General features: G+C 69.9%; 21 protein-coding genes. 12 read left to right on the top strand and 9 right to left on the bottom strand.

What is annotated here, in order from left to right:
• Nucleotides 1-153 precede the first annotated feature (153 nt).
• The 6 genes from ACFWV3_RS04960 to ACFWV3_RS04935 all read left to right on the top strand — a co-directional run bounded on the left by ACFWV3_RS04960 (nt 154) and on the right by ACFWV3_RS04935 (nt 6,161).
• Nucleotides 154-1,278 (top strand): sensor histidine kinase, encoded by a 1,125-nt coding sequence (locus ACFWV3_RS04960; protein WP_382408375.1) that lies wholly within the window; start codon nt 154-156, stop codon nt 1,276-1,278.
• A complete protein-coding gene (locus ACFWV3_RS04955; protein WP_382408373.1) occupies nt 1,269-1,913 on the top strand; it encodes a response regulator in 645 nt (214 codons plus the stop codon). Before ACFWV3_RS04960 ends, ACFWV3_RS04955 begins: the two co-directional genes overlap by 10 nt.
• Complete coding sequence (locus ACFWV3_RS04950; protein WP_382408371.1) at nt 1,913-2,707, top strand: phosphotransferase; 795 nt, start codon at nt 1,913-1,915, stop codon at nt 2,705-2,707. The genes ACFWV3_RS04955 and ACFWV3_RS04950 overlap by 1 nt, the downstream gene beginning before the upstream one ends.
• A gap of 68 nt (nt 2,708-2,775) precedes the next feature.
• The gene (locus ACFWV3_RS04945; protein ID WP_382408369.1) at nt 2,776-4,257 is read left to right on the top strand and encodes a beta-xylosidase; all 1,482 of its coding nucleotides are present in this window, start codon (nt 2,776-2,778) and stop codon (nt 4,255-4,257) included.
• 71 nt (nt 4,258-4,328) lie between these two features.
• Complete coding sequence (locus tag ACFWV3_RS04940; RefSeq protein ID WP_382408367.1) at nt 4,329-5,612, top strand: hypothetical protein; 1,284 nt, start codon at nt 4,329-4,331, stop codon at nt 5,610-5,612.
• Between the two features lie 36 nt (nt 5,613-5,648).
• Entirely contained in the window at nt 5,649-6,161 is a 513-nt protein-coding gene (locus tag ACFWV3_RS04935; RefSeq protein ID WP_382408365.1) for a pyridoxamine 5'-phosphate oxidase family protein, read from the top strand.
• On the opposite strand, the gene ACFWV3_RS04930 is transcribed toward ACFWV3_RS04935, so the two are convergent.
• Together ACFWV3_RS04930 and ACFWV3_RS04925 are read right to left on the bottom strand one after the other, a co-directional pair.
• Nucleotides 6,139-6,948: an ergot alkaloid biosynthesis protein gene (locus tag ACFWV3_RS04930; RefSeq protein ID WP_382408363.1), complete on the bottom strand. Its 810-nt coding sequence runs from the start codon at nt 6,946-6,948 to the stop codon at nt 6,139-6,141. The two genes, ACFWV3_RS04935 and ACFWV3_RS04930, sit on opposite strands and share 23 nt — an antisense overlap.
• Nucleotides 6,945-7,328, bottom strand: a complete 384-nt coding sequence (locus tag ACFWV3_RS04925) for a nuclear transport factor 2 family protein (RefSeq protein WP_382408361.1) — start codon at nt 7,326-7,328, stop codon at nt 6,945-6,947. The genes ACFWV3_RS04930 and ACFWV3_RS04925 overlap by 4 nt, the downstream gene beginning before the upstream one ends.
• A 95-nt stretch (nt 7,329-7,423) precedes the next feature.
• Here ACFWV3_RS04925 and ACFWV3_RS04920 point away from each other — a divergent pair, with 95 nt between their 5' ends.
• The gene (locus ACFWV3_RS04920) at nt 7,424-8,011 is read left to right on the top strand and encodes a TetR/AcrR family transcriptional regulator (protein WP_382408359.1); all 588 of its coding nucleotides are present in this window, start codon (nt 7,424-7,426) and stop codon (nt 8,009-8,011) included.
• On the opposite strand, the gene ACFWV3_RS04915 is transcribed toward ACFWV3_RS04920, so the two are convergent.
• Nucleotides 8,002-9,054, bottom strand: coding sequence for an alkene reductase (locus ACFWV3_RS04915; RefSeq protein WP_382408357.1), 1,053 nt, complete (start codon nt 9,052-9,054; stop codon nt 8,002-8,004). The two genes, ACFWV3_RS04920 and ACFWV3_RS04915, sit on opposite strands and share 10 nt — an antisense overlap.
• A 116-nt stretch (nt 9,055-9,170) precedes the next feature.
• On the bottom strand, nt 9,171-10,211 hold the full coding sequence (locus ACFWV3_RS04910; RefSeq protein ID WP_382408355.1) for an NAD(P)-dependent alcohol dehydrogenase: 1,041 nt from the start codon (nt 10,209-10,211) through the stop codon (nt 9,171-9,173).
• Nucleotides 10,212-10,355: 144 nt separating this feature from the next.
• Here ACFWV3_RS04910 and ACFWV3_RS04905 point away from each other — a divergent pair, with 144 nt between their 5' ends.
• Together ACFWV3_RS04905 and ACFWV3_RS04900 are read left to right on the top strand one after the other, a co-directional pair.
• Entirely contained in the window at nt 10,356-11,228 is an 873-nt protein-coding gene (locus ACFWV3_RS04905) for a helix-turn-helix transcriptional regulator (protein ID WP_382408353.1), read from the top strand.
• Entirely contained in the window at nt 11,225-11,509 is a 285-nt protein-coding gene (locus ACFWV3_RS04900; protein WP_382408351.1) for a SelT/SelW/SelH family protein, read from the top strand. The genes ACFWV3_RS04905 and ACFWV3_RS04900 overlap by 4 nt, the downstream gene beginning before the upstream one ends.
• Here the strand turns inward: ACFWV3_RS04900 and ACFWV3_RS04895 are convergent, their stop codons facing one another.
• Nucleotides 11,510-12,286, bottom strand: a complete 777-nt coding sequence (locus tag ACFWV3_RS04895) for an SDR family NAD(P)-dependent oxidoreductase (RefSeq protein ID WP_382408349.1) — start codon at nt 12,284-12,286, stop codon at nt 11,510-11,512.
• 91 nt (nt 12,287-12,377) lie between these two features.
• Here ACFWV3_RS04895 and ACFWV3_RS04890 point away from each other — a divergent pair, with 91 nt between their 5' ends.
• Nucleotides 12,378-12,962, top strand: a complete 585-nt coding sequence (locus ACFWV3_RS04890) for a TetR/AcrR family transcriptional regulator (protein ID WP_382408347.1) — start codon at nt 12,378-12,380, stop codon at nt 12,960-12,962.
• A 12-nt stretch (nt 12,963-12,974) separates the two neighbouring features.
• Here ACFWV3_RS04890 and ACFWV3_RS04885 read toward each other — a convergent pair whose 3' ends face one another.
• Genes ACFWV3_RS04885 through ACFWV3_RS04870 form a run of 4 tightly spaced genes read right to left on the bottom strand, consistent with a single transcriptional unit; the run spans nt 12,975 to nt 16,411 of the window.
• Nucleotides 12,975-13,928 (bottom strand): glycine betaine ABC transporter substrate-binding protein, encoded by a 954-nt coding sequence (locus ACFWV3_RS04885; protein ID WP_382408345.1) that lies wholly within the window; start codon nt 13,926-13,928, stop codon nt 12,975-12,977.
• A complete protein-coding gene (locus ACFWV3_RS04880; protein ID WP_382408343.1) occupies nt 13,925-14,659 on the bottom strand; it encodes an ABC transporter permease in 735 nt (244 codons plus the stop codon). The genes ACFWV3_RS04885 and ACFWV3_RS04880 overlap by 4 nt, the downstream gene beginning before the upstream one ends.
• The gene (locus ACFWV3_RS04875) at nt 14,656-15,771 is read right to left on the bottom strand and encodes an ABC transporter ATP-binding protein (RefSeq protein WP_382408341.1); all 1,116 of its coding nucleotides are present in this window, start codon (nt 15,769-15,771) and stop codon (nt 14,656-14,658) included. Before ACFWV3_RS04875 ends, ACFWV3_RS04880 begins: the two co-directional genes overlap by 4 nt.
• Nucleotides 15,764-16,411 carry an ABC transporter permease gene (locus tag ACFWV3_RS04870; RefSeq protein ID WP_382409355.1) on the bottom strand — a complete coding sequence of 216 codons (648 nt, stop codon included), beginning with the start codon at nt 16,409-16,411 and terminating at the stop codon, nt 15,764-15,766. The genes ACFWV3_RS04875 and ACFWV3_RS04870 overlap by 8 nt, the downstream gene beginning before the upstream one ends.
• Before the next feature lie 254 nt (nt 16,412-16,665).
• Here ACFWV3_RS04870 and ACFWV3_RS04865 point away from each other — a divergent pair, with 254 nt between their 5' ends.
• Together ACFWV3_RS04865 and ACFWV3_RS04860 are read left to right on the top strand one after the other, a co-directional pair.
• Nucleotides 16,666-20,529 (top strand): amino acid adenylation domain-containing protein, encoded by a 3,864-nt coding sequence (locus ACFWV3_RS04865; RefSeq protein ID WP_382408339.1) that lies wholly within the window; start codon nt 16,666-16,668, stop codon nt 20,527-20,529.
• Between the two features lie 10 nt (nt 20,530-20,539).
• Nucleotides 20,540-20,764: a tautomerase family protein gene (locus ACFWV3_RS04860; RefSeq protein WP_382408338.1), complete on the top strand. Its 225-nt coding sequence runs from the start codon at nt 20,540-20,542 to the stop codon at nt 20,762-20,764.
• Nucleotides 20,765-20,769 lie beyond the last annotated feature (5 nt).

The raw sequence follows: 20,769 nt of genomic DNA, 5'->3' as shown, positions 1-20,769 counted from the left end.
CCCCCGTCGAAGATGAACAAGACGAGTTCAAAGCTAGAAACCCGGAAGAACCAGGACCATGAGGTAACCCGTCCCCTTTGTTGAGGGAAACCGCAGTTCTGGATTACGGGAAACCGCAATGCCGTGGGGTTGGGGGGCCGTTACGGTGCGGTTGTGCGGGAGGATGAGCGGCTCAGCGCCGGGGCTTTGGTCCGGGGGTGGTTCCGGACGCTCTACGGGGTGGTGGTGGGGACGTTCACGGCCGTGCCCGGGTTGGGGGCGGCGGTGCTCGGGGTCGGCGTGGTCGGGATGACCAGGGTCGAGCTGCGTCGGATCGCGCGGTACGGCGAGGCGGCCGTCGCCGATCCGCTGACGGCGTGGCGGTGCCGGCGGTACCTCGGGGTGCGGTGGCTCGTGGCCGGGCTGGGGGCCGGGGTGGTGATGATGTTGATGCTGTACTTCGTCACGGCCCTGTCGATGATCACGGCGTGGCTCTTCGACGGCTCGTGGGGGCTGGTGAAGGACGGCGACGTCGTCGACACTCAGCTGATCCTCGTGGCCTCGGTGCCGGGGGTGTTGCTGATCTTCGTCGCGCTCGCCGGGATCAGCGGGGTGGCGGCGCTCGACCGGTGGCTCGCCACGGTCATGCTCGGGCGCAGCCAGCAGGCGGTGCTGCGGGAGCGGGTGGCGGAGCTGACCAGCACCCGTGCCGAGGTCATCGAGGCCATCGACGACGAGCGGCGGCGCATCGAGCGGGACCTGCACGACGGGGTCCAGCAGCGGCTCGTGGCGCTCGGGATGTTGATCGGGAGGGCTCGGCGTTCCCAGGGCGACGGGCAGCTGCAGGCGTTGTTGCGGCAGGCGCAGGACACGGCCGGTGAGGCCATCGACGAGCTGCGGGAGGTGGCGACGCGGGTGTACCCGGCCGTGCTCGACGACGCGGGGCTGGACGCGGCGCTCGAGGTGCTGGCGGAGCGGTCGAGCGTGCGGGTCGAGATCGACAACCAGCTGCTCGCCTCGCCGGGGACGGCGCTGGAGTCGGTGATCTACTTCGTGGTGTCCGAGGCCGTGACCAACGCGGCCAAGCACGCCGGTGGGTCGGTCGTCGGGATCTCGATGTGGTCGGCGGACGACCAGGTCGTGGTGCTCGTGCTGGACGACGGCGTCGGCGGCGCCGACCCCGCGGGCAGTGGGTTGTCGGGGCTCGCCAGGAGGGTGAAAGCGGTGGACGGCAGCTTCGAGGTGACCAGCCCGCCCGGCGGTCCCACCAAGATCTTCGCGAGGATGCCGTGCGCGTGATCCTCGCCGAGGACTCGACGCTGCTGCGCGAGGGCCTCGTCCGCCTGCTCGCCGACGAGGGCCACGACGTCGTCGCGGCCGTCGGCACCGCGCCCGAGCTGCTCAAGGCCACCGAGGACCACCAGCCGGACATCGTGGTCACCGACGTCCGCATGCCACCGGGCCACAAGGACGACGGCATGCGCGCCGCACTCCGGATCCGCGAGCGGTGGCCGTCCGTCAGCGTGCTCGTGCTGTCGCAGTACATCGAGAACCGCTACGCCACCGAGCTGATCACCGCCACCGGCGGCAAGGTCGGCTACCTGCTCAAGGACCGGGTGGCGCAGGTCGACGAGTTCCTGGAGGCACTGGACCGCGTCGCGGCGGGCGGCGCGGCGTTCGACCCGGAGGTCGTGCGCCGCCTGCTCACCAGGACGTCCCACGTCGACCCGCTCGAAACCCTGACCGGCCGGGAGAAGAACGTGCTCGAGCTCATGGCGCAGGGCCTCACGAACACGCGCATCTCCGACACCCTGCACATCTCGCTGAGCTCCACCGAGAAGCACATCAACGCGATCTTCGACAAGCTCGGCCTGAGCGGCGAACCGGGACTGAGCCGCCGTGTGCTCGCCGTCGTCCGCTACCTGGGCAGCTGATGATCGACGACCTGATGCGCACCCCCGGCGCGCGACTCGTGCGCGGGACGTTCAACGACGCCGTCGTGGTGCCCAGCCGATGGGTGGCGCGCTTTCCCCGTGCGGACCTGGCCGACGCGCGGAGGCGAGCGCTGGCACTGGAGCGGATCGGGCGGCTCGGACTGCCGTTCGCCGTGCCGGAGGTCGTCGAGAACCGGCTGGACCTGCCGCTCGGGCAGGCGCACATCGTCGTCTCGTACCTGGTGGGAGAACAGGTGGAGATCGCGAGCGACGACTCGGTGCGCGAGGTCCTGGACGCGCTGGCCGCCGTCGAGCCGGACGAGCACCTCCGTGCCCTGCTGGACGAACCGCTGCGCCACGCGGGCGGCGCGCACGTGGCGGAGACGATCACCGAACTCGTGTTCCCGCTGCTCACCGACGACGAACGCGACCAGGCTTCCCAGGTCCTGCACCGGTTCGCGGAACTCCCGGACGTCGCCGGGTTCGTGCACGGCGACCTCGCGCCGGTGAACCTCCGCTGGGACGGCAACCGGATCACCGGCATCCTCGACTGGGACTTCGCCTGCGTCGGCGATCCCGCGCTGGACGCGGCCGCGTTCGCCGGCTACGGCTGGCCGTTGGTCGAACGAGTGCGGCCCGACCAGTACGAACGAGCCCTCACGCACGCCGCGATGTTCCCGCTGACCGGCGCGGCCTCCACGATCCGGCAGGGTCAGGACCCGGAGCGGTTCCTCGCGTGGTTCCGCCGCCGGTGTGCCGTGCGCGAGCACCCGCCGGTACCGGGAAACCATTGACCCGCAATGAATCCGAAGCCGGGGAGTGACTTCACCCGGACGGACGAGTTGATCATTATGATGGTCGGGTGCCCCTGAGACGCCTGCCTCTCGCGTTACTCGCTGCGCTCGCACTCCTCGGTGCGGTCACAGCGTGCACCAGCGAAGCGGCCGGCGACCCGGTGGGCAAGCCCGCCACGCAGCCGGCTCCCACGGTCACGACGAACACGCCGCCTCCTCGGGACAAGCTGAAGCTCGTGGTGGAGAACGGCAGGCAGAGTCCCGGCACGGTGATCGCCGGGGTGGGCGACGCGGTCTACAACTACGCGCCCGCCGTGATGCTCGACCAGGGCAAGGTCCGCACCTGGTGGTGCAGCCAGATGGGGATCGCCGCGCCGAGCGGCGACGACATCCTCTACAGCGAGGGGCCCGGTGCCGACGGGCCGTTCACGACGGCCCACCCCGTGTTCTCGGGCAGTGGCGGCAGCTTCGACGCCATGCACACGTGCGATCCGTCGCTGGTCAAGATCGGCGACACGTACTTCATGTACTACACGGGCGCGAGCAGGGACGACCACGCCAACGGCAGCTCGGTCGGCGTCGCGACCAGCAAGGACGGCGTGAGCTGGACGCGGGCCAACGGGGGTCAGGCGATCCTCGGGTCGTCGGGCGACATCATCCGCGAGAACACCTACGGCGCGGGCCAGCAGTCGGCGATCTACCTCGACGGCTGGGTGTACCTGCTGTTCACGGACACGACCGGGTTCGCCGGGGCCACGAACGGCGCGGGCCAGTACGTGCTGCGGTCGAAGGACCCGCTGTTCACCAGGGGTGTCGAGACGTTGAGCCCGCAGGGGTTCAAGCCCGTGCAGAAGACCAACGAGGCCCGCACGCGGTCCGTCGTCGAGGCGTTCAGCGCGGACTGGATGTGGATCGACGCGGCGTCGGCGTTCGCCATCGCCCACTCGACGGACGAAGGCACCACCATCACCTTCTGGAACAGGGAGTTCACCCGCCACCCGTTCGACCCGGTGGTCATTCCCGGTCCCTGGAAGGAGGGGCCCGGCCTGGTCCGCACGCCGGAGGGGCACGCGCCGATCCACGCAGGGGGTCCGTGCGACAAGGTCGGGATCGACGTCCTGCGCGCCACCGCGACCGGCTCCGCCGCCCCCACGGGCATCCGCCACTTCGGCATCGACGCGCTCGGCCTCAACGGATGTGCCACGCCGGACGAGGCGAAGGTGCTCGACGGGTTCTCGGTGCCCTCGCCGGAACGCACGGCCGACGTCGTCGTCAACGGCGAGGTCGTGCGGTTCGAACGCGGCTCCGCGGCGGCGAAGTACGCCCGCGGGGTGATCGGGTGGCGGCCGAAGATCGTCGACTCGTTCCAGGTGGCGGTCAGGGTGCCGGCGTCCGCGCCCGCGGTGCTCGGCCCCAACGGACTGGCGGGCTTGCTGGTCGGCAACAAGCTGGTCGTCATCAAGTCGCTCGAGGTCGCGCAGTCCAACTCCTCCGAGGTCAGCGTCGTGACGCAGGAGCAGTGGAACCGGTACGACCGCCTGCTGAGCTGACCCCGTACGGTTCCCGTGCCACATCGGACTTGAGGGCTCGAATGACGACCGCAGGTCGATCAGCGACGCACGTGGACAGCCTCATCCCGCTGGCCGTGGAACCACCGCACGAACGGGCGTGGTTCGGCATGACCGCCGCGTTCGCAGGCTCGATGGGGTTCCTCCTGCTCATGCCCGCCGGATGGGCGCGACTCGACCACCTGTGGTCCGAGGACGGCGTCGCGTTCACGGCCAGTGCGCGCCGCTTTTCGGCACTGCACAACCTGGTCGAGCCGTACGGCGGTTACCTGCACACGGTGCCGCGCCTGGTGGCCGAGCTCGCCGCGGTGCTGCCGATCGGCTGGACCGCCGCCGTGTTCGCCCTCGTCGCCGCGGCACTGCGGGCGCTGGTCGCGCTGGTCGTGTTCGCCGGGTCCAAGGCGTACTTCGAGTCGACGCCGATGCGGTTCGGGCTGGCAGCGCTGGTGATCGTGCTGCCCGCCGGCAACTCCGAGCCGTTGAACAACATGGCGAACCTGCACTGGTTCCTGCTCTACGGCACGTTCTGGGCCTTGTTGTGGCGCAACGCTCCGCGCGTGCCGGTCGCGTCGTTCGTCGTCCTGACAGCTCTGTCGAGCCCGCTGACACTCGTGCTGCTGCCGGTGGCGCTGGTGCGGATGTGGTTGCCGCGCAAGGAAGTTCCGATCGCCTTCCTCGCTGCCCTCGCCGTGCAGACGGTGACGATGGCGCTGTCGACCAGGACGGCGTACTCGCAGGACGAGGCCGACCCGGTGCAGGTGCTGCTCGCGAGCCTGCTGCGGGTGCCCGTGGTGGCGTTCACCGGCTCCGAGAAGCTCTCCGACTTCTACCCCGCTATGGGCAACGCCGTGATCGTCGCGGCTCTGGTGGTCGCCCTGGTGCCGGTGGTGACCGGGCTGAGGTTCGGGAACCGCGCCGGCCGGACGTTGATCGTGTCGGCGGCCGTGCTCAGCGTGGTCGTCATCGTCACGTGCCTGGTGCTGAACTGGGCCGTGGTCATGCAGGTGCAGCGACCGGGCATCGTGATGGCCGGGCAGCGCTACAGCGTCGCACCCTGCCTGTTCCTGTTCACCGCGATGTTCGTGGGGCTCGACCAGACCCCTGCCCGCACGGGGGGACGCGCGCTGGTGACCGGCAGCCGGTACGTGGTCGGGTTCTTCGTGGTGGTGAGCGTCTTCTGGTACCTGCAGGAGCCGTCGACGGTGCTCAGGGGCGTTCCCTGGGACGAAAGCGTCGCCGACGCGCACACGCAGTGCGCGGCGGGTGCGCAGGAGGCACGGCTCGAGCACGAACCCGAGGACTGGGCTTTCGGCATTCCGTGCGACGAGCTGGGCTGAGTGTCGAAAACGCGGATCCCCGTTCGACGTACTCACATGACGACAATCGAAACGCGCAACCTCGACCAGTACGGCAACGCTCCGCTGCCGTGGAGCCAGGCCAAGACGCTCCTCGAGACCGAGTCCGAGGCGGCCACCGTGGCGCGCTTCCTCACCACGGTCGGGCCGGACGGACGCCCGCACTCCACCGGGATCGGCTCGATCTGGTTCGAGGACGGCCTGGTCTTCGTGAGCGGGCCGGGCACCCGCAAGTCCCGCAACCTCGCGGCGAACCCGGCCTGCACGGTGTCGTACCGGTTGAGGAGCATGGACCTCGTGCTGGAGGGCGACGCCGGCCGCGTCACCGACGAGTCCACTTTGGACCGGATCGCCGCCGCGTACCGGGCGGTGGGCTGGCCGGCCGAACGCGAGGGCGAGGCGTTCACCGCGCCCTACACGGCTCCGAGCGGCGGCCCGCCGCCCTGGTACGTCTACCGGCTCTCCCTGCACGCGGCCCACGCCGTCTCGACGGTCGAGCCCGGCGGCGCTACGCGGTGGACGTTCGACTGAGAAAATCGCCGTAGAAGGCGCGGAACGACCGAGCCGGCCGGCCCGTCACGTCCTCGACGGTCGTGGTGACCCGGTCCTCCGCGCCGTCGCGGATGTCCTCGTCGAGCGCCGCCAGCAGCGCGGCGAACTCCCTCGGCACCGCGGCGGCGATCCGGTCGGTCAGCTCGGCCGCGCGGACCGACCGGTGCCGGACGACCCGGCCGGTGAGCTCCGAGACGACCGCGGCGGCGTCCGCGTAGCTCAACGCCTCCGGACCCGTGATCAGGTGGTCGGTGTTGTGCGGCACCGGATCCGTCAACGCGCGGGCCGCCACCGCGGCGATGTCGGCGGCGTCGACGAACCCGACCCTGCCGTCATCGGTGGCCGTGACGATCTCGCCGTCGCGCACACCCTGGGCCACCTGGTGGTCGCCGGTGAAGTTCTGCATGAACCACGACGGCCGCAGCACGGCCCACTCCGGCACGGCGCGCACGAGTGCGGGGAGAGCGCCCATCCCCGTGGCGCTCTCCTGCACCGCGGACGAGCTCAGCAGTACCACTCGCCGCACGAATCGCGCCCGTGAGAGGAACGACTCCACCACCGGCGCGGGGTCGACGACCCCCACCGGAGGGATGAGGTAAACACCGTGTACCCCGTCGAGCGCGGCTTCGAACGTCGCCGGCACGTCCCAGTCGAAGCGGACCTGGCCGGGCAGAACGGGTTTCCTGGTCGCGACGCGGGCATCGGGCAGCAGCGACGCGAGCAGGCCGCCGGTCGTGCCGGTGCCGCCGATGACGAGCGTGCTCATGCCCGCCACTCCTGCAGGTGGATCGGGTTCCAGTAGTCGCGGTAGCTCACGATCTCCCCGTCGCGGGTGGTGAACACCACGATGTACGAGTACCGGTACGGCTCCCCGGTCGCGACCAGGACGCCCTCGATGTCGAACTCGGCGACCGCGACGTCCGGGTCCGTGCTCTGGTGCACGACCTGCTTCGGGATCGCGCGGACGTCGAACGTCTTGGTGTAGTCGCGCACGTAGTCCTCGACCGCGGCGCGGCCTTCGAGCCGGGACGGCCAGCCGGGCGGCGCGAACGGGAACTCCGCCACGCCGTCGACGGCCCACAGCCCGGCGAAACCGATCATGTCCTTGTCCAGCAGCAGCTGCAACGCCCTCGGGATGAGGTCCACGGAAAGTCCTCCGAACGAAATGGACGAGACGGTCCCGTCCCGTCCACAACGTTAGGCGGGACGGCACCGTCTCGTCCAGTCCTATGATGTGCGCCATGACCAAGCGCACCCCGACCGGCGCCGCCGTCCTGCAGCCGCAGGTGACGAAGGCGATCACCGAGGCCGTCCTCGACGAGCTCGCGCAGACCGGCTACGGGCGGCTGTCGATGGAGGCGGTGGCGAAGCGCGCGGAGGTCGGCAAGAGCGCGCTGTACCGGCGCTGGCCGTCCAAACAGGACATGGTGGTCGCGGCGCTGTCGGAGTTCTCCGTGCCACTGGCCGAGGTCGAGGACACCGGGTCGTTGCGCGGCGACCTGCTGGCGACCGTCACGGCCGTGCACGACTGGCTCACGCACCCCCGGTTCGCCACGATCCTGCCCGACCTCACCGCGGAGGCCGTGCGCAGCCCGGCGCTGTCCGACGCGATCGCCGCGACCATTGGCGAACCACGGCGCGCGCTTGGTGCCGTGACGTTGCAACGGGCGATCGACCGCGGTGAGCTACCAGCCGACCTCGACGTCGAGATCGCCCTGGACCTCGTGGCGGCACCGGTCTACTGGCGCCTGTCGGTGCGCCGCGCCGAGGTCGAGCCCGACTACCTCGAACGGCTCGTGGACCACCTGCTGCGCGCGCTTCAGTGCTGATAGCTGGGGTAGTCGACGTAGCCGGTCGGTGCGCCGAACCACGTCTCCCGGCCGGGGGTCTCGGCGAGCGGCAGGCCCAGGCGGAACCGTTCGACCAGGTCGGGGTTGGCGAGGTACGCGCGGCCGTAGCTGATCAGGTCGGCGCCGTTGGCGAGCCAGCGTTCGCCCTGCTCCCTCGTGCTCTCGACCGGGCTGATCTGACCGCCGGGGTTGAGGATGAACGACGTCGGCCACAGCTTGCGCAGGTCCAGCAGCACGTCGTCGTCCACGGTGGCGAGCAGGTGGACGTAGGCGATGCCGGGCAACGCCTTCAGCAGCTCGCCGTAGAGCGTGGGCACGTCCTCCTCGACGATGCCCTGGATCTGACCGCCGGGTGAGAGCCGGATGCCGACGCGCTCCGCCCCGATGGCGTCGGTCACGGCCTCGACCGCCTCGACGGCGAACCGGATGCGCCCGGCGACCGAGCCGCCGTAGCCGTCGGTGCGCTGGTTGGCGCTGGAGGACAGGAACTGCTGGATCAGGTACCCGTTGGCGCCGTGCAGCTCCACGCCGTCGAACCCGGCCTCGACGGCCTTGCGCGCCGCGTCCGCGAACGCCGCGACCTGGTCGGCGACCTCGGCCACCGCCAGCGCGCGGGGCACCGGCGCCGGCTGCATCCCGGTCGGCGTGAACACCTCCGTGCCGGTCGCGACCGCCGACGGCCCGACGGGCTGGTACCCGGCGACCTCGGGGTGGCCCACCCGGCCGCCGTGCATGAGCTGGGCGAAGATCCGGCCGCCGTTGGCGTGCACGGCGTCGGTGACGACGCGCCAGGCCGCGACCTGCTCGTCGGTGTGGACACCGGGCGTGAGCGGGTTGGACTGGCCGACCTCGTTGGGTTGCACGCCCTCGGTGACGATGAGACCCGCGGTGGCACGCTGCGCGTAGTAGGTGGCCGTCTCCGCGGTCGGCTTGCCGTCGACGGCCCGCGACCGGGTCATCGGCGCCATGACGAGGCGGTTCGGCAGGGTCAGGTTCCCGAGCTGATGGCTGGTGAGGAGCATGCCGCCAGGCTAGAAACCTGACATTGGCGTCAGCGCTGGCTTTTGTGGTGGAGGTCTCACGAACGCACAGGCCGACACACCGTGCCCGCCCCGATGAGCGGGCACGGCGACGCCGGTCAGATGGTCGCGGTGTCGATCACGAACCGGTACCGCACGTCGCTCGACTGCACGCGCTCGTAGGCGGTGTTGACCTGGTCGGCGTCGATCAGCTCGATCTCGGCGCCCAGACCGTGCTCGGCGCAGAAGTCCAGCATCTCCTGGGTCTCCGCGATGCCGCCGATCATCGACCCCGCGAGCACCTTGCCGCCGCCGAGCAGCGAGAACAGGTTCAGCGAGACCGGCTCCTCCGGCGCGCCGACGTTGACGATCGCGCCGCGGGTCTTGAGCAGGCCCAGGTACGCGTCGAACGGCAGCGGCGCGGACACCGTGGAGAGGATCACGTCGAACTGGCCCGCCAGCTCCTCGAACGTCGCCGGGTCGCTGGTGGCGCGGTAGTCGGAGGCGCCGAGCTTGAGGCCGTCGTCCTTCTTGCGCAACGACTGCGACAGCACGGTCACCTCGGCGCCGAGCGCGGCGGCGATCTTGACGCCCATGTGGCCGAGACCGCCGAGGCCGATCACGGCGACCTTCTTGCCAGGCGCGGCACCCCAGTGCTTGAGCGGCGAGTAGACGGTGATGCCCGCACACAGCAGCGGCGCGGCCACGTCCAACGGCAGCGCGTCGGGGATGCGCACCACGAAGTTCTCGTCGACGACGATCTGCTGTGAGTAGCCGCCGTAGGTGACGTCGCCACGGCGGTCGGTGGCGTTGTAGGTCATCGTGTTGCCGCCGGTGCAGTACTGCTCGAGGCCCCGCAGGCAGTTGTCGCACTCGCGGCACGAGTCGACCATGCAGCCGACGCCGACCCGGTCGCCGACCGCGTGCCGGGTGACCTCGGACCCGACCTCGGCGACGACGCCCGCGATCTCGTGGCCCGGCACCATCGGGAAGATCGCCTGACCCCAGCCCTCGTTGACCTGGTGGATGTCGGAGTGGCAGATGCCGGCGAACTTGATGTCGATCAGGACGTCGTGCGGGCCGACCTCGCGGCGCTCGATCGTCGTGCGCTCCAGCGGTGCCTTGGGTGCCGCAGCGGCGTAGGCAGCGACGGTGCTCATCGGGTTCTCCTCGTTCTCGTCGTGTCGGTGACGAGGTTGCTCCGGTTCGAAGGGCTCACCCAGACAACTGGTTTTCGTACGTCCGCCGTGCGTACTACTGGCAGTAGCAGGCACGACGTCCTGGCCGCGGGGATACTCGGGTGCATGACCGTCGACCCGCGCGCCGAGCTGAGCGACTTCCTGCGCAGCCGCCGGGCACGGCTGTCCCCCGACGACGTCGGGCTGCCGCAGTACGGCAGGACCCGCCGCGTGCCCGGACTCCGCCGCGAAGAACTGGCCCAGCTCGCGGGCGTCTCCGTCGCGTACTACACGCGGCTGGAGCAGGGCAACGGTCGCAACGTCTCCGCCGAGGTGCTCGACTCGATCGCCCGCGCGCTGCGGCTCGACGACGCCGAGCGCGCGCACCTGGACAACCTGACGCGCAGCAAGCCCTCCAAGAAGAAGGCCGGTGCACGCCGGCAGGTGCGGCCCGCGTTGCGGCACCTGCTCGACGGCATCGCCGTCCCCGCGTACGTCGGCGGCCGGTGCTCGGACATCCTCGCGTGGAACCCGATGGCCACGGCGTTGTTCGGGGACTGGAACGAGCTGGCGCCCCGCGACCGCAACTGGGCGCGGATGATCTTCCTGCGGCCCGAGTACCAGAACCTCTTCGTCAACTGGGAGAGCAAGGCCGCGGACATCGTCGCGTTCCTGCGCCTGGACGCGAGCTGCTGCTCGAACGACCCCGACCTGGCCGCGCTGGTCGGCGAGCTGTCGTTGAAGAGCGAGCTGTTCCGGCAGCTGTGGGCCGCCCACGAGGTCAAGCAGAAGAGCTTCGGCACCAAGGTGGTGCGGCACCCGCTCGTCGGCGAGATGACGCTGTCGTACGAGTCGCTCAGCATGCCCAACGAGCCGGGCATGTTCCTGACCGCGTACCACGCGGAGCCCGGCAGCCCGTCCGCCGAGGCGCTGCAGCTGCTCGCCAGCTGGGGCAGCGACGCGTCCCGTGCGGGCATGGCGCACCATACGGACGCATGAGGACGCCACGGCTGGAGATCGAGTACTGCACCCAGTGCCGGTGGCTGCTGCGCGCCAGCTGGACCGCGCAGGAGCTGCTGACCACGTTCACGACCGAACTGGGCGAGGTCGCGCTGATCCCCGGCACCGGCGGGGTGTTCGACGTGCGGCTCGACGGCGAGACGGTGTGGTCGCGCAAGGAGCAGGAGGGCTTCCCCGACCTCGCCGTGCTCAAGCAGCTGGTGCGCGACCGGGTGGCACCGGACCGTTCGCTGGGCCACACCGACCGCAGGAACCCCTGATCACGTCGCCGTGACGGCGCCCATCACCACCGCCGCCTGACGCCGGTTCAGCAGCCTGCCCATCGAGATCATCAGCCGGTTCGCCCTGCCCACCGCGATGCTCGGCGGCGGGTTGCGCCGGTCCAGCGTCCGCAGCGCCGTCTCCACGACGACCTCCGGCGGGACCCTGCGCGCTCCCGCCGAGGCCTCCTCCCCCGCGACGTCGAAGAACTCGGTGCTGGTGGCGCCCGGTGAGAGCGCGAGCACCTTGAGGCCCGCCTTGCGGTGCTCGCTCCACAACGCCTCGGTGAAGCTCAGCACGAACGCCTTCGCCGCGCCGTAGACCGCCATCTTCGGCACCGGGTGGTACGCGGCCAGGCTGGCGACGTTGACCAGCACGCCCTTGGCCTCGACCAGCTCGTCGAGGAACGTCTTCGACAGCTCCACCACGGCGGAGATGTCGAGCGCGATCTCGGTCCGCAGCCTCTCGACGTCCTCCTCCGCGAACGGCCCGTACGTGCCGAAGCCCGCGTTGTTGACCAACCCGGTGATCTTCAGGTCCCGCCTCCGCAGTTCCGCGGCGAGGCCCTCGACGGCTCCCGGCGCGGTGAGGTCGCACGGCAGCACGGTGACCTCGACGCCCTTCAGCTCGGCGGCGAGCGCCTCCAGCCGGTCCGCCCGGCGGGCGACGAGCACCAGGTCAGCGCCCCTGCGGGCGAGCTCGCGGGCGAACTGCGCACCGATCCCGGCACTGGCACCGGTGACGAGGACGCGCGCTCCTCGGTAGTCGATTGTCACTTCAGTTCCTCCTTGGCATCAAGTGCCAAGTTAGCACTAGATGCCGAGCTGGCGCCACGGCACCAGGCTGCACGGCACTAGTCTGGGAGGCATGGCAGAACGTCTCTGGGACCGCACCCGGCGCCGCGTCCAGGAAGAGGTCGTGGACGCCGCGCTGGCGTTGTTCCTGGAGCAGGGGTACGAGGAGACGACGGTCGACCAGGTGGTGGCCGCGGCCGGGATCTCGCGGCGGTCCTTCTTCCGCTACTTCGGCACGAAGGAGGACATCGTCTTCGGTGACCTCGCCGAGCAGGGCCCGGTGATCCTGGAGGCGCTGAAGGCCCGCCCGGACGACGAACCGGTCTGGGACGCGCTCGGCCACGCGTTCTCGGCGCTGAGCACCCTGGTGGACCCGGAACGCGGCGTCACGATCACGAAGCTGTGCATGACGAACCCGTCGCTGCGGGCGGGGCACCTGGAGAAACACCTGCGCTGGCAACAGGTCCTGGCGCCGGAGGTCGAACGACGCCTCGGCGCGAGCGACGCTCCAGTGGGTCTGCGCGGCGAGGCGATCGTGGCCACCGCGCTGGCGTGCCTCGACGCGGCCACCACCGCCTGGCTGGCCCAGGACGGCAGCAACCTCGACGAGCTCCGGCGGCTGTACGAGATCGCGCTCGCCGCCGTCCGGAGTGGATGATCAGAACGGCCGTCAGTCCGTCCTGATGAACCCCTTCGACACCATCCAGTCGCGGGCGACCACACCCGCGTCCTTGCCCTCCACGTCCACCTGACGGCACAGCTCGATCATCTGCTCGTTGGTCAGCGCCCGGCTCACGGTCTCCAACGGCCCGCGCACCTGCGGATGGCGTCGGAGGAACTCCGCCCGCACGGTCGGCGCCACGTTGTACTGCGGGAAGGCCTTCTTGTCGTCCTCCAGCACCCGCAGCTTCTGCGCGGCGATCCGGCCGTCGGTGGTGAACACCTCGCCGACCGGGCACGTGCCGCCGGCGATGGCGGAGTAGATCGTGCCGATGCCGAAGTTCTTCACCTCGGTGGTCGGGAAGCCGTAGGTCCGTTGCGCGGCCGGGAAACCGTCCTGGCGGCTGGTGAACTCGGTCTCCAGGCAGAACACGGCCTGGTCCGGGTTCTGGGCGAGGAACGCGGTCAGGTCGGACGTGGTCCGGAGCCCGTGCTGCTTGCCGTAGGCCTCGGTGACGGCGAACGCGTACTGGTCGTTGAGCGGCGAGTAGGCGAGCCACTCGACGCCGAACCGGTCCAGGTCCGCCTTCTTCGTCGCGTCGTACTGCGCCTGTTCACCGCCGGGTACCGGCGTCTCGTTGCCCTGGTAGTTGATCCAGCCGGTGCCGGTGTACTCCCAGACGACGTCGATCTCGCCGGTGAGCAGGGCCTGTCGCGCGGTCTGCGAGCCCTTCAGGTCGGTCAGGTCGACGATGTCCGCTCCGGCCGCCGACAACGCCATCTCCGCGAGGTACCCGAGCAGGATGTTCTCGGTGAAGTCCTTGGACCCCACGGTGATCTCGACTCCCTTCAGCGACTCGTCCGGCCCGATCGAGCCGGGGAGGACCTGGTACGGCAGCGCGGTGTTGAGGTCGAGGCCGCAGCCGGACAGGAGCAGCGCCAGGACGAGCACGAGCCGTTTCATCGCACCCCCTTCGGGCCGAACCACCGCTCCATCACCGCGCCCGCCCAGTCGACCAGCAGGGCGAGGGCCGCGGCCAGCACCGAGCCGGTCACCAGGACCTTCGTCAGGTTCAGCTTGTAGCCGGTGTCGATCAGCAGCCCGAACCCGCCGGCGTTGACGAACAGCCCGAACGTCGCCGTGCCCACCGCGAGCACCAGGGAGGTGCGCAGACCGGCGAGGACCAGCGGGACCGCGAGCGGCAGCTCCACCCGCCACAGCACCCCCGACGACGACATGCCGATGCCGCGCCCGGCGTCCACAAGGGACGGATCGACCTGCTGCAGGCCGACGATCGTGTTGCGCAGCACGGGAAGCAGTGAGTAGAACGCCAACGGCAGCGCGGCCACCCAGAGCCCGCCCGACGCGCCGGTGACCAGGAACCACAGCACCAGCACGCCCAGCGCGGGCGCGGCCTGGCCGACGTTCGCCACGGCCAGGAACACCGGGGCGAGCCAGCGCGCCCACGGCCTGGTCGCGACGATTCCCGCCGGCACCGCGACCACCACGACGATCGCGGTCACCACGACCGTCATCGCCAGGTGGTCGCGCAGTGCGGCGAGCAACGACGACGCGTTCAGCGTGCCCTTCTCGGTCGCGGTCAGCTCACCGCTGAAGACCCACGCGAACACCCCGGCGACGACCAGCAGCACCAGGGCGGGTTGCGCCCAGAACCGGATCCGCTCGGCCGTCACGCGGTCGCCCGCAGCCGTTGGACGACCTCGGTCACCGTCGCGAGGTCGACCGTGCCGACGTACTCGCCGCGGCTCCCGGTGACGACCGCACGGCCGCCCTCGGTGACCATGGCCTCCAGCGCGTCCCGCAGCGTCGACTGCAGCGACACGGAGTCGCGCACCGGCTGGCCGACGCTCTCCAGCGACGACGCGCGCTTGAGGTCGTTGCGCTGCACCCAGCGCACCGGCCGATCGCGCCGGTCGAGCACCAGCAGGAACCGTTCGTCGCCCAGCTCCACTGTGGACGGATCGGCGTCGGACCGCGCCGTCACCGCCTGGCCGAGCTCCACGTCTCGAACCCGGGTCAGCGTCAGCGCCTTCAACGACGCACCGGCGCCCACGAACCCGGCCACCGTGTCGTCCGCCGGGTTGGCGAGGATCGCGTCCGGGGTGTCGTACTGCAGGATCGTCGACCGGTCGCCGAGCACCGCGATCTTGTCGCCGAGCTTCACGGCCTCGTCGAAGTCGTGCGTGACGAACACGATCGTCTTGTGCAGCTCGCCCTGCAGCCGCAGCAGCTCGTCCTGGAGATGCCCTCGGGTGATCGGGTCGACCGCGCCGAACGGCTCGTCCATCAGCAGCACCGGCGGGTCGGCGGCCAGCGCCCGCGCGACGCCGACGCGTTGCTGCTGACCGCCGGAGAGCTGGCGCGGGTAGCGGCCGGCAAACTCACCGGGGTCGAGCCCGACGAGGTCCATCATCTCCTCGACGCGGGCGGCGATCCGCTTCCTGTCCCAGCCCAGCAGCCCCGGCACGATCCCGATGCTCTGCGCGACGGTGAAGTGCGGGAAGAGCCCGGCCTGCTGGATCGCGTATCCGACGCGGCGCCGCAGGTCGTCCGGGTCGATCCTCAGCGCGTCCTCGCCGCCGATCGTGATGGTGCCCGACGTCGGCTCGATCAACCGGTTGATCATCCGCATGGTCGTGGTCTTGCCGCACCCGGACGGCCCGACGAACACCACGATCTCCCCGGCGGGCACGACCATCGAGAAGTCGTCGACCGCGGCCGCCTTCTGCCCGGGGTAGCGCTTGGTCACGTGCTCCAGCTGGATCTCGATGCCTTCTTCAGCCACGAACGCCCCTCGAGACGGTGAGTCGGTTGACGAGCACGTACACACCGTCGAGCAGCAGGGCCAGCACCACCACGCCGATCGTCCCGGTGAGGGCCTGGTTCATCGCGTTCGCGCTGCCCGCGTTGGCGAGGCCGGAGAACACCTCCGAACCGAGACCCGGTCCCTTCGCGTAGGCCGCGATCACCGCGATGCCCATCAGCATCTGCGTGGCCACTCTCATCCCGGCCAGGATCGCGGGCCACGCGAGTCTCAGCTCCACGCGCGTGAGCACACCGACGCGGCTCATCCCGATGCCTCTCGCGGCGTCGCTCACCGCCGGGTCGACCCCGGCCAGCCCGACGACCGTGTTCCGCACGATCGGCAGCAGCGCGTACAGCACCAGAGCGACGACGGTCGTGTCCGCGCCGAGCCCGAAGACCGGGATCAGCAGCGCCAGCAACGCGAACGACGGAATGGTGAGGATCGTGCTCGCCAACGCCGTGGCCAGCGCGGACCCGACCGGGCTGCGGTACACCGCGACGCCGATCGCCACACCGAGCACCGCCGCCAGCACCGTGCACTGCACGACCGCGCTGACGTGCAAGAACGCCTGCAAAGACAACCGATCCCAGCGATCGGTCACGTACTCGAGCACATTCACACTCGTGGCCCCGCCCTCGAAGTTGGCGTCCACCCAACACCACTGTGGACAGTCCGGCAACCGTTCGCGACCGAACCGCCCGTCTCACGTGCCGGGAATCCGTTGCGGCTCAAGGCTGTTCTGGTAGACCTCCACGGCTGACCACCAGGCAGTTCGCTCCAGCGGGTTTCGAGCCGACGCTCATACGTTCTTCAACTAAACCGAAAAGCCCTCCCACCTGCTCAGGCCCGTTGACTGCTTGGGGGATTTCTGAGATGTCGCACGAAGCTGAAGTGGACGGCGGCTGCCTTCCCGACCTGCTGCGCAAGCAGGTGGAGGTCCAACCCGATCGCACAGCCGTCGTCTTCGGTGAAGACAGCACCACCTACGGCGAGCTCTTCGAGCAGAGCTCGGCGCTGGCCACCCACCTGCGCAGACTCGGCATCAGCGCGGACGACTGCGTGGGCATCTTCGTCGAACCGTCGCTGGACCTCGTCATCGGAGCCTGGGGAATCCTCTGCAGCGGCGGCGCCTACCTGCCGCTGAGCCCCGAGTACCCGGAGGAGCGCCTCCGGTACATGATCGAGGACTCGCGCACGAAGGTCGTCGTCACCCAGCCCGCCCTCAAGCAGCGGCTCGCCGAGCTCGCGCCGCCCACCACGCGGATCGTCACGCTCGACGACTGCGACGAGGCGTTCGACGACGGCTTCTCCCCCGCGGCCGACAGCCTGGCGTACATCATCTACACCTCCGGCAGCACCGGCCGGCCCAAGGGCGTGATGATCGAGCACCGCAGCATCGTCAACCAGATGCTGTGGCTGCAGGACGCGCACGCCATCGACCACTCGAAGCGGGTGGTGCAGAAGACGCCGATGAGCTTCGACGCGGCGCAGTGGGAGATCCTGGCGCCCGCGGTCGGCAGCACCGTCGTGATGGGCCGCCCCGGCATCTACCGCGACCCGGAGATGCTGATCGAGACCATGCGCGAGCACGGCGTCACGACGCTGCAGTGCGTCCCCACGCTGCTGCAGGCGCTGATCGACACCGAGGAGTTCCACACCGTCACGTCGTTGCAGCAGGTCTTCAGCGGTGGCGAGGCGTTGTCCCGCACGCTGGCGCAGAGCTTCGTCGACACGATGCCGGGAACCGCTCTCATCAACCTCTACGGGCCGACCGAGACCACGATCAACTCGTCGTCGCACGTGGTCGACCCGGCGGAGCTGGCCGAGGCGCCGAAGTCGATCTCGATCGGCCTGCCCGTCGCGAACACCACCTACCTGGTGCTCGACGCGAACCGCGACCTCGTCACGCCAGGCGAGATCGGCGAGCTCTACATCGGCGGTGTCCAGGTCGCCCGCGGGTACCTGCACCAGCCGGAGCTGACCGCCGAACGGTTCGTGGACGGCATGTTCCGCACCGGTGACCTGGTGACGCAGAACCTCGACGGCACCGTGCAGTTCGCCGGGCGCGCGGACAGCCAGGTCAAGCTGCGCGGCTACCGCGTCGAGCTGGACGAGATCCGGCTCGCGATCGAGACCCACGACTGGGTCCGCAACGCGGCGGTGATCGTCAAGGAGGACCAGCGCACCGGGTTCCAGAACCTGATCGCGTGCGTCGAGCTCAACCCCAAGGAAGCAGCCCTGATGGACCAGGGCAACGCGGGGGCGCACCACCAGTCGAAGGCGAGCCGCCTGCAGGTCCGCGCGCAGCTGTCGAACCCCGGCGTGCGCGACGACCTGGCCGGGCGCGAGTCGTTCGAGCTGCCGGGTGAGGAAGCCTCGTGCCTGCAGCGCAAGGTCGTCTTCTCCCGCAAGTCGTACCGGTTCTACGAGGGCGGCCAGGTGACCGACGCCGACCTCGCGCGACTGCTGGAGCGCAAGCCCGCGGGAGCCGGCTCGCACGACCCGAAGAACGTGCGCTTCGCCGAGCTGGGCGAGATCCTGCGCTACTTCGGCGCGCACTTCAGCGACCAGCGGCTGCTGCCCAAGTACGGCTACGCGTCACCGGGTTCGCTCTACGCGACCCAGCTCTACCTGGAGCTGCACCACATCGCGGGCCTGCCGGCCGGGCTGTACTACTACCACCCGCTGCGCCACCAGCTCGTGCTGATCTCCGCGGTCGAGGAGAGCGCGCAGGCCCAGGCGAAGCTGCACTTCATCGGGCACAAGGCCGCGATCGAGGCGGTGTACCTCAACAACATCCAGGAGGTCCTCGAGATCGAGACCGGCCACATGGTCGGGCTCTTCGAGGAGGTCCTGCCGGGCTACGGCCTCGACGTCACCGCGTCCGGGTTCACGCCGGAGACCAAGGAGCTGCTGGACGTTCCCGAGGAGGACTACTACCTCGGCACGTTCGAGCTGTGCGCCTACACCGGTCCGCGCGAGGACGACGTCGAGGTGTACCTGCAGACGCACCCCGGCCGGGTGCCCGGCCTGCCCGGCGGCCTGTACCGCTACGCCGACGGCGAGTTCGAGCGGATCTCCGACGAGATCGTGCTGCGCAAGCACGTCATCGCGATCAACCAGGCGGTCTACGAGCGGGCGAGCTTCGGCGTCAGCGCGGTCGCGCGCTCGGCGGAGCTGTGGCGGCGCTACATCGACCTCGGCCGGACCATGCACCGGTTGTCCGCCAACGACGTCGACCTCGGGTTCATGTCCTCCGGCTACAGCTCGAAGACGAACAACGACCTGCCGTCGGCCAAGCGGATCTGCGGGATCCTCAAGGACATCGGCGAGGACGACGGCCCGTCGTACTTCTTCCTGGGCGGCAAGGTCTCCTACGAGCAGCGCCGCAGCCCCGGCATGAAGGAGGACGTCGTCCACATGAAGGGTCCCGCGGAGCTGATCCGCGACGACCTGGTGAACTTCCTGCCGGACTACATGATCCCGAACAAGGTCGTGGTGCTGGACGCGTTGCCCGTCACCGCGAACGGCAAGATCGACGTCAAGGCCCTGGAGGCGTCGGACAAGACCGACGTCGACGACCAGGACCGGCCGTTCGTCGCGCCGCGCACCCTCACCGAGCGCCGCATCAGCGAGATGTGGAAGAAGCTGATGAAGCGCGAGACCGTCTCGACGCACGACGACTTCTTCGAGACCGGCGGCAACTCGTTGATCGCGGTGGGCCTGGTCAACCGCATCAACAAGGACTTCGGCACCAGCCTGCCGTTGCAGGTCCTGTTCGAGTCGCCGACGATCGAGCAGCTCGCCCGCCGTGTCGACGGCCTGCACGACGGACCGGTCTCGCGGCTGGTCCCGTTGCAGCCCGACGGGGACGCCACGCCGGTGTTCTGCTGGCCCGGTCTCGGCGGCTACCCGATGAACCTGCGCACGCTGGCGAGCCGGTCGGAGCGGCCGTTCTACGGCGTGCAGGCCCACGGCATCAACGAGGGCGAGACGCCGTACCGCACGATCCGCGAGATGGCGGCGGCCGACATCGAGGCCATCAGGGAGGTCCAGCCGGAGGGCCCGTACACGCTGTGGGGCTACTCCTTCGGCGCGCGGGTCGCGTTCGAGACGGCCTACCAGCTCGAACAGGCGGGGCACGAGGTCGCGAACCTGTTCCTGATCGCGCCGGGCTCGCCGAAGGTGCGCTCGGACCGGGCGAGCGACGAGGCGTCGTACGACAACAGCGCGTTCGTCACGATCCTGTTCTCGGTGTTCGCGGGCAGCATCACGGACCCGAAGCTCGCGCGGTGCCTGGAGGTCGCGAAGGACGAGGACAGCTTCGCGGCGTTCATCAGCAGCGAGTTCCGCGACCTCGACAGCGAGCTCGTCCGCCGGATCATCAGGATCGTCACGGAGACCTTCTCGTTCAAGTACACCTTCGGCGAGCTGGCCGAACGCACGATCTCCGCGCCGCTGACCATCTTCAAGGCGCAGGGCGACGACTACTCGTTCATCGAGGGCAGCGAGGGCTTCTCGGTGACCGACCCGGTCGTCGTCGAGCTCGCGGCCGACCACTACAGCCTGCTGCGCGAGCCGGACATCGACGAGCTGATGGCGTCGATGGACCAGCGCGAGACGGTGCGGCAGGAAGTCGCCCGCATCCCCGTGCAGCTGTCGGAAGAGCAGATGTCCGAGCTGATCGCCGCCGTCACCAAGGCCGTCACCCTCGCCATCGCGGCGAACCAGTCGTGAGGAGGACCCCGTGCCACACGTGAACATCAAGCACTTCCCCAAGGAGCTCACCGACGAGCAGTCGGCCGAGCTGGTCGCCGGCATCACCGAGGCGGTGACGAAGGCGTTCGGCTGCGCCGAGGGCGTCGTCTCGATCGCCGTCGAGCCGGTGGCGCAGGACGAGTGGCAGGACCGGGTCTACGGGCCGGAGATCGTGGAACGCAAGGAACTCCTGCACAAGACCCCGACCTACTGAGGCGC

Source organism: Lentzea sp. NPDC059081 (genome assembly GCF_042738015.1).
Lineage (GTDB): Bacteria > Actinomycetota > Actinomycetes > Mycobacteriales > Pseudonocardiaceae > Lentzea.
Note: the sequence above shows the minus strand (reverse complement) of the source record. Positions and strands in the feature narration are given on the sequence as shown.